The 14,759-nt window shown below is 64.4% G+C and carries 14 protein-coding genes; 12 read left to right on the top strand and 2 right to left on the bottom strand.

From position 1 onward, the window contains the following. The first annotated feature begins 124 nt into the window (after positions 1–124). The 9 genes from E7681_RS11615 (at position 125) to E7681_RS11575 (ending at position 7,973) form a co-directional block, all read left to right on the top strand. Positions 125–568, top strand: coding sequence for a hypothetical protein (locus E7681_RS11615; protein ID WP_136339468.1), 444 nt, complete (start codon positions 125–127; stop codon positions 566–568). Positions 569–593: 25 nt separating this feature from the next. Then, positions 594–1,331, top strand: coding sequence for an SDR family oxidoreductase (locus E7681_RS11610; protein ID WP_136339467.1), 738 nt, complete (start codon positions 594–596; stop codon positions 1,329–1,331). A 137-nt stretch (positions 1,332–1,468) separates the two neighbouring features. Further along, a complete protein-coding gene (locus tag E7681_RS11605) occupies positions 1,469–2,764 on the top strand; it encodes a hypothetical protein (protein ID WP_136339466.1) in 1,296 nt (431 codons plus the stop codon). A gap of 90 nt (positions 2,765–2,854) precedes the next feature. Beyond that, a complete protein-coding gene (gene gatB, locus E7681_RS11600; protein WP_136339465.1) occupies positions 2,855–4,369 on the top strand; it encodes an Asp-tRNA(Asn)/Glu-tRNA(Gln) amidotransferase subunit GatB in 1,515 nt (504 codons plus the stop codon). Positions 4,370–4,482: 113 nt separating this feature from the next. After that, entirely contained in the window at positions 4,483–4,962 is a 480-nt protein-coding gene (locus tag E7681_RS11595; RefSeq protein WP_136339464.1) for a thioesterase family protein, read from the top strand. A gap of 78 nt (positions 4,963–5,040) precedes the next feature. Next, positions 5,041–5,496: a DUF4177 domain-containing protein gene (locus tag E7681_RS11590; protein WP_136339463.1), complete on the top strand. Its 456-nt coding sequence runs from the start codon at positions 5,041–5,043 to the stop codon at positions 5,494–5,496. Positions 5,497–5,655: 159 nt separating this feature from the next. Next, entirely contained in the window at positions 5,656–6,279 is a 624-nt protein-coding gene (locus E7681_RS11585) for a J domain-containing protein (protein WP_136339462.1), read from the top strand. A gap of 203 nt (positions 6,280–6,482) precedes the next feature. Beyond that, positions 6,483–7,454, top strand: coding sequence for a cobaltochelatase subunit CobS (gene cobS / locus E7681_RS11580; protein ID WP_136339461.1), 972 nt, complete (start codon positions 6,483–6,485; stop codon positions 7,452–7,454). A gap of 156 nt (positions 7,455–7,610) precedes the next feature. Further along, the gene (locus E7681_RS11575; protein WP_136339460.1) at positions 7,611–7,973 is read left to right on the top strand and encodes a hypothetical protein; all 363 of its coding nucleotides are present in this window, start codon (positions 7,611–7,613) and stop codon (positions 7,971–7,973) included. Here the strand turns inward: E7681_RS11575 and E7681_RS11570 are convergent. Next, positions 7,970–8,743: a hypothetical protein gene (locus tag E7681_RS11570; protein WP_136339459.1), complete on the bottom strand. Its 774-nt coding sequence runs from the start codon at positions 8,741–8,743 to the stop codon at positions 7,970–7,972. The two genes, E7681_RS11575 and E7681_RS11570, sit on opposite strands and share 4 nt — an antisense overlap. Before the next feature lie 146 nt (positions 8,744–8,889). Here E7681_RS11570 and cobT point away from each other — a divergent pair, with 146 nt between their 5' ends. The 3 genes from cobT (at position 8,890) to E7681_RS11555 (ending at position 13,025) form a co-directional block, all read left to right on the top strand. Beyond that, positions 8,890–10,761: a cobaltochelatase subunit CobT gene (gene cobT / locus E7681_RS11565; RefSeq protein ID WP_136339679.1), complete on the top strand. Its 1,872-nt coding sequence runs from the start codon at positions 8,890–8,892 to the stop codon at positions 10,759–10,761. Positions 10,762–10,818: 57 nt separating this feature from the next. Then, complete coding sequence (locus E7681_RS11560; RefSeq protein WP_136339458.1) at positions 10,819–12,621, top strand: aminopeptidase P family protein; 1,803 nt, start codon at positions 10,819–10,821, stop codon at positions 12,619–12,621. Between the two features lie 74 nt (positions 12,622–12,695). Next, on the top strand, positions 12,696–13,025 hold the full coding sequence (locus tag E7681_RS11555) for a DUF427 domain-containing protein (protein WP_136339457.1): 330 nt from the start codon (positions 12,696–12,698) through the stop codon (positions 13,023–13,025). Here the strand turns inward: E7681_RS11555 and E7681_RS11550 are convergent. Further along, positions 13,022–14,707, bottom strand: a complete 1,686-nt coding sequence (locus tag E7681_RS11550; protein WP_136339456.1) for a chloride channel protein — start codon at positions 14,705–14,707, stop codon at positions 13,022–13,024. The two genes, E7681_RS11555 and E7681_RS11550, sit on opposite strands and share 4 nt — an antisense overlap. Between the last annotated feature and the right edge of the window lie 52 nt (positions 14,708–14,759).

Below are 14,759 nucleotides of genomic sequence, written 5' to 3'. Positions count from 1 at the left end.
TGAGGACCATACGCAATCGAACTGAAGCCTGCGCGCAACAGGACACGGAAAAAACACCGGAAGTGACCGATGCGGCCGGTTGTTAACCGTATTTTTGCCATTCCTCAGGCGTCATACTGAAGTCATGAACAGGATTGCGGAATATCATTGGCGCGGGTTGGACCCATTGCACATCGCTGGCGGCGTTACGTTGCTGCTGGCGTGGGGCGTGATGTTCATCATGGCGCGCGTGTTGCCCGACTGGCAGATGATCCTGCTGATCGGCACAGTGGCGCTGGCCAGCGCGGCATTCCTGCGTGAATTGCTGAACCGCAAAAGCTCGGGCGCGTGGATGACGGACACGCATCTGAACGTCTATTACGGGCAAAAGCACTGGACCTTTCCGCTGACGGGCATCCGCGCCGTGGGCGCACGGGCTGCGCCCTTCTATGCGCGCGCCCCGCATCTGGAACTGTCCGGCGGGCGCAAGGTGCAACTGCCTCTGACCTGCCTGCCCGCAGCCCCGGTATTGCGCCGCTGGTTCAATGGGCGACCAATCCGGGTTGACGCCAAGATCACACTGACCTGAAACTCCCATTTGGGAGGAGAAGATCATGTCACATCACACCATTCTTATCACCGGCGGTAGCGCGGGTATCGGCGCGGCTTGCGCGGTTATGGCGGCCGAGCGCGGCCATGACATCATTCTGACGTATAACAGCGACCGCGCGGGGGCCGAGGCAACGGCGGCAGCGGTCAAGGCCGCAGGTCAGCGCGCCCAGATCATCCGCTGCGATGTCGGCCAGCCGGAGCAGATCGACCGGATGTTTAGCGAGATCGACCCCGCCTGCCCCATCCATCTGGTCAACAACGCCGGTGTTGTGGGGCCGACCGCCTCGATCGCCGATCTGACGGCCGAGCGGCTGACCAACATCTTTGCCGTCAACGTCGTGGGTGCGATGCTGGTGGCGAAAGGGGCCGTTGCCCACATGCGGCGCTGCGGACAGTCCGGCCATATCGTCAACGTGTCGTCGGCCGCTGCGCGGCTGGGGTCGGGCAACCAATACGTGGACTATGCCGCCACCAAGGGCGCGATCGACACGTTCACCCTGGGTCTGGCGGATGAGTTGGCGCCCGAGGGGATTCGCGTGAACGCCGTCCGTCCCGGCCTGATCGAGACGGAAATCCACGCCAAAGGCGGAGAGCCCGACCGCCTGGCCCGCCTGTCGCACATGGTGCCGATGCGCCGATCAGGCTCGGCCCAAGAGGTGGCGGATGCCATTCTGTGGCTGCTGTCGGATCACTCGTCCTACGTGACCCGCGCGCTGATTGACGTCACCGGGGGGCGCTAGGGCCACTCTACCTTATGGCGACCAGACGCCACCCAGCACACGGCATTTCCCCAAAACCAGCCCGAACTGGCCATTATTCGGACAGAAAGCTGCGGTCATATCGGTCCAATGCACTTTTGGACACGCACTGACCACACATGAAACATCTGTTCACCAGAGGCTCCGGTTTTGGATTGGGCTCGGTTGGATTGCTGCGACGCTCGGCCCGGGTCGTCGACGCAGCCCCGGCCAAGCCCATACAGGAATCGTCCCCCGGCCCGATGCCGATCCGTCTGCAACGGGCGCTGGATATCCCGGTCATGGATACCAGCCATGAACAGTCGCGCCGTGAATACGTCATCTCGCGTGGCCAATTCCTGGCGCGTCAGGACATGTGGGAGGAGTTGGGCGCCGAATTGCGCAACCACGACCGCAAACGCGCCCGCACCGCCGCTGACATGCCGCTGAGCGATCTGCTGTCCTATGGCGCGCGCTCGGACGTGGTTGAGCCGCTGATCCGCCAGATCCGCGCCGGTCGGATCGACGCCTCGGATATCGAGGATCTGCCCGCATTGACCCAATTGGAATACGCGCTGGAGGACGCTCCGAACGATTACGGTGTCGCGCTGGTCGTTTTGCACGCGTTGCAGGATCTGGCCTGGGCGTTCCACGGGATCGAGCCGTCCTCGGAACCCTCGAAACCGCGGGCCCGCGCCTTTCACGCGCTGATGTCCAGCGCCGAGGAAATCCTGGACCGCTTTGACGCGTTCGAACAGAACAGCCCTGCATTGGCCGCCGCCCGCTGCGCCATGCTGCCCGCCCAGCAAAACCCGCAATCGCGCGTGGTGGACGATTACGAGGACCTGATCGACCTGGACCCGCACAACCCCGGCCACATGCGCGCCTTTGGGCGGTTCATGCTGCCGCGCTGGTTCGGATCGTATCAACAGCTAGAGGTGCAGGCCCGCCGCATGGCCGCCCTGACCGAGGATGTCTGGGGCGCCGGCGGCTACGCCTGGACCTGTCTGGACGCCCTGCGGCTGGACCCCGAGGTGCTGAACCTGCTGGAAACCGACATGTTCATCGAAGGGATGCACGACATCCTGGAACGGCGTCAGGACCAACACACCGCCAACCTGTTCGCGGCCTTCTGTGCCGTCACCATGCACACGGCGCGGCTGCGCGGCTCGGCCTATAAGCCACAGATCGAGGCGTTGCGCGGCGCGTTCGACTGGATTCTGGCGGACCACCTGCGCGAAGTGCACCCGCTGGTCTGGGCCCTTGCCGAAAGGGATTCGATGGACGAGCACGAGCTGACCTATAACGAGTCCCTCGCCGAAAAAGGCCGCGGAAGCGCGTTCCGCCGCATCGCGCGACATTTCGAAACCGAAATCCGCAACGGTGCGCGCGTGGTTTTTGGCGAAAACGGCCCTCAAATCCAGCCACGCGCCTAAGCGAACGGGCATTTGGGCATCGCCCCTCTTGCCCCTTTTGCACCCCTGTCCTAGAACGCGGGTCAATTCCCGTGACAAAGGACGGATGCGATGCTGGACCTGACCTATGAGACCCCGAAACCCAAGGTGATCGCTGGCGCGAAGCACGACTGGGAACTGGTGATCGGTATGGAGGTCCACGCCCAGGTCAGCTCGAACGCGAAACTGTTCTCGGGCGCGTCGACCAAATTCGGGGCCGAGCCGAACTCGAACGTGTCCTTCGTGGACGCGGCGATGCCCGGGATGCTGCCCGTCATCAACGAATATTGTGTCGAACAGGCCGTCCGCACCGGGCTGGGCCTGAAGGCCGAGATCAACCTGTGGTCCGCCTTCGACCGCAAGAACTATTTCTACCCGGACCTGCCGCAGGGCTATCAGATTTCGCAGCTCTATCACCCGATCGTGGGCGAGGGCGAGATCCTGGTCGACATGGGCCCCGGCGTGGCGCGTCTGGTCCGCATTGAACGTATCCACCTGGAACAGGACGCCGGCAAATCGGTGCACGACATGGACCCGAACATGTCCTTCGTCGACTTCAACCGTACCGGCGTGGCCCTGATGGAGATCGTCAGCCGCCCCGACATCCGTGGCCCCGAAGAGGCCGCCGCCTACGTGACCAAGCTGCGCCAGATCCTGCGCTATCTGGGCACTTGCGATGGCAACATGCAGAACGGCAACCTGCGGGCGGACGTGAACGTCTCGATCTGCCGTCCCGGTGCGTACGAGAAGTACCAGGAAACCCAGGATTTCAGCCATCTGGGCACGCGCTGCGAAATCAAGAACATGAACTCGATGCGCTTTATCCAGGCCGCGATCGAGGTCGAGGCACGCCGCCAGATCGCCATCGTCGAAGCCGGTGGTTCGGTCGTGCAGGAAACCCGCCTGTATGACCCGGACAAGAACGAGACCCGCTCGATGCGGTCCAAGGAAGAGGCGCACGACTACCGCTACTTCCCCGATCCCGACCTGCTGCCGCTAGAGATCGAGCAGGCCTGGGTCGACGACATCAAAGCCTCGCTGCCCGAACTGCCGGACGAGAAGAAGGCCCGCTTCGTCGGTGATTTCGGCCTGTCCGAATACGATGCCAGCGTGCTGACCGCCGAAGTGGCGAACGCCGCCTATTTCGAAGCGGTTGTGACCGAGGCAGGCGACGGCAAGCTGGCCGCCAACTGGGTCATCAACGAACTGTTCGGCCGTCTGAAGAAAGAAGACCACGATATCACCGACAGCCCGGTCAGCCCGGCGCAACTGGCCGGCATCATCAAGCTGATCAAAGCCGGGGACATCTCGGGCAAGATCGCCAAGGACCTGTTCGAGATCGTCTATACCGAAGGTGGTGACCCGGCGGAAATCGTGGATGCGCGCGGCATGAAGCAGGTCACCGACACCGGCGCCATCGAGGCTGCCGTGGACGAGGTGATCGCCGCCAACCCCGCGCAGGTCGAAAAGGCTCAGCAGAACCCGAAACTGGCGGGCTGGTTCGTCGGTCAGGTAATGAAGGCCACCGGCGGCAAGGCCAACCCGGCCGCCGTGAACGCGCTGGTTCTGCAAAAACTCGGCCTCTGATCCCGGATCAGCAAGAATTGCATCAGACGGGGGGCCTTGTGCCTCCCGTTTTCTTGCGTCGGGGGGCCGCTTCGCCTTAGGGTGTGCAAATCACCAATGGAAAGAAGCCCGCGATGCCCCACAAAGCCCCGTTCCTCTCGTCTGTCATGGAAGTGCTGCCGGAATGGATCGACTATAACGGACACTTGAACATGGCCTATTACAACGTCCTGTTCGACCGGGGCGTGGACGAGGCATTTATCCTGATGGGCTTTGGCCCCGACTATGCGGCGACGCGCCAGCACACCACCTATACGGCCGATTTCCGGGTGCGTTACCTGCGCGAAATCCATGTCGGCAACAAGGTGCGCGTCGGCTTTCAGTTGCTGGCCACGGATCAGAAGAAATTCCACTTTGCCCAGTGGCTGTACCACGAGGACGGCTGGGTCTCGGCCACCGGCGAGGGCGTCACGCTGCATGTCGACATGAGCGGCCCGCGCGTCGTCCCCTACCCGCCGGACGTCGCCAAAAAGGTCAACGCCATGCTGGAGGCGCACAGCCACCTGCCGGTGCCCAATTTTGTCGGTCTTCCCATCGGTATTCAGAAGAAGTGACCCCTGCAGGGCGGATCGCTTTTGCGTTTTGCCACAGGGCTGATACTGTTGACGTGATTTGAGCACGGACAACAATAGATGCCGAAATACGAGTACAAGGTGGTTCCCGCACCAGCGAAGGGACTGAAGGCCAGAGGCGTGCGCGGGCACGAGGCGCGGTTTGCCTATGCCCTGCAGGACCTGATGAACCGGATGGGGGCGGACGGCTGGGAATACCAGCGCGCCGAGACCCTGCCCTCGGAGGAACGCCACGGGCTGACCACCGTCACCACGACCTACCGCAATGTGTTGGTGTTCCGGCGCATCGCCTCGGACACCGAGGATTACGCCCCCCGCCTGCTGGAGCCGCCGGTTGCCACCCCGCCTCCGCCGCAGGAGGAGGACGACGAGGACGGGCCCGATAATTTCTTTGCCCACGCGTCGGATAACGGGGTCGAGGACACCGCCGACATGGACAGCCCCGCCGCCGCGCTGCTGCGCGCGCGGGCGTCTCAGTCCGCGCTGAAACCGGCGGACACGGACGCCGAAGATTAACGCACACATAAAAACGTCAATATTCGTCAATAGATTAGCGCGGCACGATTCTCTGGCGCTTACCCTCTACGACCAGGTGCCTGCCATTTTTTCGCGGACGCCCCTTCAACTCGGCGTCAACAAGTGTAAACTCCACCGTCCGAGTCGAGAGGTGACCCCATGGCTAAATCAGACCCCTTCGGGTTCGACATGTCCGTTTCGTCGGCGAAAAAGAAAACGACCCGCGGCCGCCGAGGCATGTCCGGGGCGTTCGAAACCTCGCAACGCGTCTGCGAACACGAGGGCTGCCAAGAGGCAGGCCAGTACCGCGCGCCCAAGGCACCCGATGTGCTGGACGAGTATTTCTGGTTCTGCAAGGACCACGTACGCGAATATAACCAGAAGTGGAGCTTCTTCGACGGCACCACCGAGGCCGAGCTGAACGCCCAGATGTCCAAGGACAAGGTGTGGGAACGCCAGACCCGTCCGATGGGCGACCCCGAGGCCCGCGCCTGGGCCCGTCTGGGCATCGAGGACCCGCATCAGGTGCTGGGCGCCAACGCCACCAAGAACCCCGGCAAGGCCGCCGCCGCTGGCCGCCGCCTGCCCCCGACCGAACGCCGCGCCATCGAGATCCTCGAAGCACAGGACACCTGGACCAAGGCCGAGGTCCGCAAGGCCTACAAGAAGCTGATCAAGGTGCTGCACCCTGACATGAACGGCGGCGACCGCAGCCAGGAAGAACAGCTGCAATTGGTCGTCTGGGCCTGGGACCAGATCAAGGAAAGCCGCAACTTCAAGTGACGCGGTCAAATGCCGGAAAACGGGCGGGGATTTCCCCGCCTTTTTCTTTGGCACGCCATGTCAGGCGGCAAGTGACGCAACGATACAATCGGACGCGGCGGAACGGCGCACTGGCTCTTGCCCTCGCGCGCAATATGTTGCACCACTCGGGGGCACGGGCAATCCGGCCCCCAATTCAGCACGCAGGTAAAGGCGGACGAGACATGGACAAGCACGCAAAACCCACCGAAGAGATCTCTGTCCGCGACATGTTCGGGATCGACACGGACATGACCGTGAAGGGCTTTGCCGACCGCACTGAACGCGTGCCCGAGATCGACCCGACCTATAAATTCGACCCCGACACCACGCTGGCCATCCTTGCGGGTTTCCGCAACAACCGCCGCGTGATGATCCAGGGCTACCACGGCACCGGCAAATCGACCCATATCGAGCAAGTCGGCGCGCGCCTGAACTGGCCCACCGTCCGCGTCAACCTGGACAGCCACATCAGCCGGATCGACCTGATCGGCAAGGACGCGATCAAGCTGAAGGACGGCAAGCAGGTCACCGAATTCCACGAAGGCATCCTGCCCTGGGCCCTGCGCAACCCCTGCGCCATCGTGTTCGACGAATACGACGCGGGCCGTGCGGACGTGATGTTCGTGATCCAGCGCGTGCTGGAGCATGACGGCAAGCTGACCCTGCTGGACCAGAACGAGGTCATCACGCCGAACCCCTATTTCCGTCTGTTCGCCACCGCCAACACCGTTGGTCTGGGCGACACCACGGGCCTGTACCACGGGGTGCAGCAGATCAACCAGGCGCAGATGGACCGCTGGTCGCTGGTCGCCACGCTGAACTACCTGTCGCATGACGCCGAAACCGCGATCGTGCTGGCCAAGAACCCGCATTACAACACCGAGAAGGGACGCAAGCAGATCAGCCAGATGGTGACGCTGGCCGACCTGACCCGGACCGCCTTCATGAATGGCGACCTGTCCACCGTCATGTCGCCCCGGACCGTGATCAACTGGGCCCAGAACGCCGAGATTTTCCGCAATGTCGGCTATGCGTTCCGCCTGTCCTTCCTGAACAAATGCGACGAGCTGGAGCGCCAGACCGTGGCCGAGTTCTACCAGCGTTGCTTTGACGAGGAACTGCCGGAAAGCGCCGTCTCGATGGCGATGAAATAAGCCCGACCCCATCGGTTGGCCTGAACGGCGCCCCTCGCGGGCGCCGTTTTGCGTTTCGGGGCATTGAGGCAGGGTAGAAAATGGTGCTTTGTCTGGATATTTTTTGACCGTATAGTCCATTTTATGGGCACTTTGCGAACTCTTCTCTTGGCGATCATGCTGGGCGGAATCGGGACCGCCCCCGCCGCTTGGGCGCAGGTTGCCCCGTGGCAAGATCAGCTGCGCACCTTTGCCACCTGCGTCGGCCGGCTGTCGGCCCAGATGGAGTGGCAATGGATGTTCGACGGCCCCGGATCGGAAGAAACCCAACGCCAGCGCGCCGGAATTATTGAATTGCTGGAGGCACTTATGCCACCCGAGCAAGGGCGCGAGGTGTTGGCTTGGCGGGTCGAGGCGAAGATGGCGCATGCCTATCTGCTGACGCGGGCGACGTTTGGGCAGGACAAACGCGCGGCGCAGCGGGCCGAACGGCTGGCAGTGCGGCAGATCGGTGAGTGCCGCTCGTTGCTACTCAGCTAGAAACAGCGCCGCCCGTCTGTCAGATCATGCGCGAGGACGTAGGTCTCACCGTCGCGGACAATTCGCCTAAGCCTTTGTTCCTGATTGATTATTTCAGAAACACTCGCCAGGTCCGGGTGATCGTCGTGCAGGATTTTCACGGCGCCATAGACCGAGGGAGAGGCCGGAAGGCGGCAATTCCAGGTGTTGGGCAGCGCATGCAGACGGGCTCCGCTGGACCAGAGCGCCTGCGCCAGCGTCCATTGATCGCCGCCGCCGGGGATCATTTTTTCCTGCCATACCAACCAGTTACGCGCAATCCGTTGCGCGCCGTCCCGGCCCGAGAAGAACAGAACGCCGCCGTTCCATTCGGGAAACACCGCCGGATCGGGGCGGGTCAGGCCGGGTGCGGGCGGCAGCACAAGGAAACCGCGCTGGTCGGGGATCGGGGAATGGACACCTAAGCAGTCGTAATCGCTCAGTAATTTCCACGCCTCATCCAGCGGGCCGGCGATAAACGTGTCGGTGTCGAGATACAGAAACGGCTCTGCCTGCGCTGCCTGATCGGCGATGGCGCGCAGTTTCATCAGCGGATCGTGCCAGTCCGAGGGGCGCTCGGCGACCGGGGAAACGACCACCTCGACCGGCAAATTCCACAGGTTTTGTGTGAAATCGGCCGAGGACCACACAACAATCCGCGCCTCGGGGTGCCATGCCTTCAGCGAGCGCACGGATTGCGCCAGCTGATCCGCATATTTCGCCGCGCCATAGGCGCAATAGACCACTTTCACGGCGTCCCTCCTGCCCTTGTCTTTGCATACGCCAAAACGGCCCATCGGAAAACCTGACGTGACGCTGCTGCGCGCGCCCTATGGTCAATCCCGATATCCCGGATTAGGGTGCACGGGAAACGTATGACAGATCCGTGGCCGCGACGATGAAGAAGACCGACAACCCAGCCGATCCGTTCAAGAAAGCCCTGGCCGAAGCGACCAAGGTGCTGGCGGACGATCCCGAATTGACCGTGAATTACTCGGTCGATCCGTCGGGCCTGACGGGCGACACGATGCGCCTGCCGCAGGTGACCCGCCGCATGACCGCGGACGAGGTGCTGCTGGCGCGCGGCACCGCCGACGCGCTGGCGATGCAGCGCAAGTATCACAACGACAAGATCCACGCGCGCTATGTGCCGCCGGGGGATATGGCGCGCTCGATCTACGAAGCGATGGAGACCGCCCGCTGCGAGGCGATGGGCGCGCGCGACATGCCGGGTACGGCGGGCAATATCGACGCCAAGATCCAGACCGACGCCAAGCGGCTGGGCTATGACCAGATCACGCAGGCCGCCGACGCGCCGCTGCACATGGCGGCGGGCTACATGGTGCGGCATCTGGCGACCGGGCGGGCCCTGCCCCCGGCTGCGGCCAACGTGATGGAGCTGTGGCGCGGGTTCATCGAGGACCAGGCCGGCGGCACGCTGGAAGACGTGAAGGAAAAGCTGTCGGACCAGGCGGAATTCGCGCGCTTTGCCCGTCAGATCATCGAAGAGCTGGGATACGGCGATCAGTTGGGCGATGACCCCGACCAGCCGGACGAAGACCAGCAGGACGAGGCGCAGGAAGACGCCGAAGAGCAAGAGGATCAGGAAAGCGGCCAGGATGATCAGGACGATCAGGACGCCGAGGCCGATCCCGAGCAATCGCAGGACGAGACTCAGGATAGCTCCGAGGCGCAGGTCACCATGGATGACATGGCGGACGAGCAGATGTCCGACGAGACCGAGCTGCCCGAGGGCGAGGCCCCGCTGGAGCCGCCGCCCCCTGCCCCGCTGTCGGACGCGGACCCGAATTATGGCGCCTACATCACCGATTTCGACGAGGAGATCGCCGCCGAAGAGCTGGCCGAACCCGCCGAGCTGGAGCGCCTGCGCGCCTATCTGGATCAACAGCTGGAGCCGCTGAAGGGCGCTGTCAGCCGACTGGCCAACAAGCTGCAACGCCGCCTGCAGGCACAGCAGAACCGCAGCTGGCTGTTCGACATGGAAGAAGGCATCCTGGACGCCGGACGTCTGGCGCGCGTGGTGGCGAACCCGACGACTCCGCTGTCGTTCAAGGTGGAAAAAGACACCGAGTTCAAGGACACGGTGGTGACGCTGTTGCTGGACAACTCGGGCTCGATGCGGGGTCGGCCGATTTCCATTGCGGCGATCTGCGCCGACGTTCTGGCCCGCACGCTGGAGCGGTGCGACGTCAAGGTCGAGGTGCTGGGCTTTACCACCCGCGCGTGGAAAGGCGGCCAGAGCCGTGAAAAATGGCTGGCCGACGGGCGCCCGCAGCTGCCGGGCCGCCTGAACGACCTGCGCCACATCGTCTATAAGCGCGCGGACGCCCCGATGCGCCGGACCCGCACCAATCTGGGCCTGATGATGAAAGAGGGCCTGCTGAAGGAAAACATCGACGGCGAGGCGCTGGAATGGGCGCACCGCCGCATGATGGCGCGGCACGAGCAGCGCAAGATCCTGATGGTGATCTCGGACGGTGCGCCGGTGGATGACAGCACCTTGTCGGTCAACCCCGCGAATTATCTGGAAAAACACCTGCGCGACGTGATCTCGATGATCGAGAAGAAAAAGATCGTCGAGCTGATCGCCATCGGCATCGGCCACGACGTGACGCGCTATTACCAGCACGCGGTGACGATCACGGATGTGGAACAGCTGGCCGGTGCGATGACCGAACAACTGGCCGCGCTGTTCGATCAGGACCCGCGCGCGCGTGCCCGCATGATGGGCATCAAGAAGGCCAGCTAAACCCTTGCACCCCCTGCGCGGATTTGCACAACTGTGCGTCAGCCAAGGGGGTGTGCTATGTTCCAGAGCTTTCACGAAACCTCGGACCCGTCGAAGGGGCCCGGACGTCTGGCGCAGCTGCGTGATCAGCTGCGGCGCGAGGGGCTGGCCGGGTTCCTGATCCCGCGCGCCGATGCGCATCAGGGCGAATACGTGGCCGCGCGCGACGACCGGCTGGCGTGGCTGACGGGGTTCACCGGCTCGGCCGGGTTCTGCGCGGCGCTGAAGGGCGTGGCGGGGGTGTTCATCGACGGGCGCTATCGCACGCAGGTCAAGGCGCAGGTCGATCTGGCGCATTTCACGCCGGTGCCGTGGCCCGAAACGCGGCTGGGCGACTGGCTGCTGGAGCAGTTGCCCAAGGGTGGCATCGTCGGGTTTGACCCGTGGCTGCACACCGCCGAAGAGGTCGAGGAACTGGAGCGCATCCTGCAAGGCTCGGACATCAGCCTGCGGGCGACGGATAACCTGGTGGATCGGATCTGGGCCGACCAGCCCGCCCCGCCGCAGGGCGCGATCATGATCTATCCCGACGATCTGGCGGGCGAGAGCCACGCCGCAAAACGCGCCCGGCTGGCCGAGGGGCTGCGCAAGGCGGGACATGAGGCCGCCGTCCTGACGCTGCCCGATTCCATCGCGTGGCTGCTGAATATTCGCGGCGCGGACATCCCGCGCAACCCGGTGGCGCATGCCTTTGCCATCCTGCACGACACCGGCCATCTGAGCCTGTTCGCGGACGCCGCCAAACTGAACAAAGACGTGCGCGCCCATCTGGGGGCCGAGGTGACGATCCGCCCGCCCTCGGGGTTCGAGGCGGGGTTGCGCTCCTTGACCGGGCCGGTGCGGGTGGACCGCGCGACCGCGCCCTTGCAGGTGAGCCTGGAGCTGGAGGAGGCTGGTGTGCCGGTCGCTTGGGCGCAGGATCCGTGCATCCTGCCCAAGGCCTGCAAAACGGATGCTGAGATCGCCGCCACCCGCGCCGCCCACCTGACCGACGCCGCCGCGATGTGCGAATTCCTGTGCTGGTTCGATGCGCAGACCCCCGGCAGCATCACCGAGATCGACGTGGTCAAATCGCTGGAGGGGTTCCGCAGGGCGACGAACGCGCTGCGGGATATCAGCTTTGACACGATCTCGGGCGCCGGGCCGAACGGGGCGGTGATCCATTACCGCGTGACTGAGAAGACCAACCGGACGCTGGAGGACGGCCAGCTGATCGTCGTGGACAGCGGCGGGCAGTACCTGAACGGCACCACCGACATCACCCGCACCCTGCCCATCGGCCAGGTCGGGGAGGAGGAGCGCGCCTGTTTCACCCGCGTGCTGCAGGGCATGGTCGGGATTTCGCGCGCGCGCTTCCCCCAAGGGCTGGCGGGGCGCGATCTGGACGCGATTGCGCGCTATCCGCTGTGGCTGGCGGGGTTGGATTACAACCACGGCACCGGGCATGGTGTGGGTGTGTTCCTGTGCGTCCACGAGGGGCCGGCGCGGCTGTCGCGGATTTCCACGATCCCGCTGAAGCCGGGGATGATCCTGTCGAACGAGCCGGGCTATTACCGCGAGGGCGCGTTCGGCATCCGGATCGAGAACCTGATCGTCGTGCAGGACGCCCCGGCGCTGGACGGCGCGGATGCGCGCGCGATGTTTGCCTTCGAGACGCTGACCTGGGTGCCCATCGACCGGCGCCTGATCGCGCGCGAGATGCTGTCGCCCGCCGAGATCGCCTGGGTGAACGCGTATCACGCTGCGTGCCGCGACAAAATCGGCTCTCGGTTAAGCGAGGCCGCTCGGATATGGTTGCGCGATGCGACTGCGCCGCTGTGAACCGGCTGTGACATCACTCTGTCATACCGGGCGGGCAGGACGCACAGGAGAGGGGAACTGAATTGGGGAATACGATGACGATACGCAAGGCCGAAGGCACATGGGTGGTGCGCGCAGGCGGTGCCGTTCTGGGCGAAACCAGCAACGCGCTGGAGCTGAGCGAGGGCGACAAGCCCGCCGCGATCTTTTTCCCGCGCGGGGATATCGCGATGGCGTTTCTGGACAAGACCGCCAAGGTGACCACGGGGGCCGCAGGCGCGGCCACGCATTATTCCATCGTCACCAAAAGCACGACGCTGACGGACGCCGCGCTGAGCTATGAGGCTCCGGTGGCGGATGCGGAACGTCTGAAGGACTACCTGTCGTTCTACGCGTCCGACAAGCTGGCGGTTGAGCGTCTTTAAGAGTGTTCCTCGGCCGCGGTTGCGGCCAGGGCGCGATTGAACGCTTTCAACGCATCGACATGGAACAAGGCGCCCCGGATCTGGGGCGCTTCGTCGTTTTCGCGGCTGATGACCGGCAGGAACGGCGCACCGGCGCGGTCGAACAGCGGCATGGCCTGTTCCAGCGTGGCGGTCATTTCAAGGTAGATGCCGTCCTCGACCATGTCCTCGCAGCGTTTGGGATCGGCGGCGCCGGGATCGTCGGGTTTGCGCATCAGCGTATCGGCCCGGAACATCGCCAACAGGTAGGCTTGCGGCCCGGCGGCAAGGTGGATATCGCGCCGCTCCAGCTGGGTCAGGAAGAACGACCGATCCACAAGGCGCGAGGCCAGCGCGGTGGACAGCGAGACGGTGACCATCACGGCCAGACCGGTCTGCCAGTCGCCGGTCAGTTCAAACACGATCATGGTGGTGGAAATCGGTGCACCCAGCACCGCCGCCGCCACAGCGCCCATCCCGGCCAGCGCGTAGAGGGTGTGCGAGCCCGAGACCTCGGGGAACACGCCGGTGGCGATCAGGCCAAAGGCCAGCCCGGTCAGCGCCCCCACCATCAGCGCGGGCGAGAACATGCCCCCGCCCATCCGCCCGGCCATGGTGATCGACACGGCGATCACCTTGAGCGCGGCAAAGACGATCGCCTCGTGCCACAACAGTTGCCCCGTCAGCGCGGCCGAGGTGGTTTCGTAGCCGACCCCGATGATATGCGGATAGGCGATGGCCAGCGCGCCCAGCAGCGCCCCCGCCACGGCGGGGCGCAGCCAGCGCGGCATGCCGGTGCCGGTCTGGATCTGGTTGGCGGCGTCCTCGGCGATGAAGACGGCGCGCATCAGGGCAAAGGCCACGACGCCGCAGATCAGGCCCAGCAGGATGAAGGCGGGAAGCTCGACATAGAATTCCAGCGTGTTGCCTTCGGGCAGGTGGAACTCGGTCACGCCGCCGAACTCTAGCCGGTTGATGATGGTGCCCGCGACGCTGGCAATGGCGATGGGCGCAAAGGCGTGGACGGCGAAATGGCGCAGCACCACCTCGAGCGCGAAAAGCGCCCCGGCGATGGGGGCGTTGAAGCTGGCCGAGACGGCGGCGGCCACGGCGCAGCCCAGCAGGTCGCGCCCGGTGATGCCGTTGGCGTGGATCTTTTCGCTGACCCAGCTGGACAGGACCGAGGCCAGGTGCACCACCGGCCCCTCGCGCCCGGTCGAGCCGCCGGTGGACAGGGTGACCAGCGAGGCAAAGGCCGAGGCGATGCCCGCCCTGCCCTCGACCCGGCCGTCATGCATGGCGGCGCCCTCGATCACGTCGGCGACCGAGCGGACGCGGCCATCGGGCGTGAACAGGTGCAGCACGATGCCGGTGATCAGCCCGCCGATGATCGGGACGATCAGCACCCAGTACCACGGCAGGCTTTCGGCAAAGCTGTGCAGGTGCGTCAGGTCACGGGTGCCGTAGATCGTGGATTGCAGCAGGTCGATGCCCTTGCGAAAGAACAGCGCCGCAAAGCCCGCCCCGACGCCGATGGACAGGGCCAGCAGCCAGAACTGCACCTGGCTGGGCCCCTGACGACGCATCAGCCGGAACGCGTCCACGGCGGATTGGCGCGCCTGTACCGCGACGCCAGCCAGCACTTTGCCCAGTTGCAATGCCATTAACCATCCCCGCAGTATCGGCGTATTCCTCTTTTCCGGCCCGCTTGCTTGG

Origin of the sequence: Thalassobius vesicularis, from assembly GCF_004799325.1 — a bacterium.
GTDB lineage: Bacteria > Pseudomonadota > Alphaproteobacteria > Rhodobacterales > Rhodobacteraceae > Thalassobius > Thalassobius vesicularis.
Note: the sequence above shows the minus strand (reverse complement) of the source record. Positions and strands in the feature narration are given on the sequence as shown.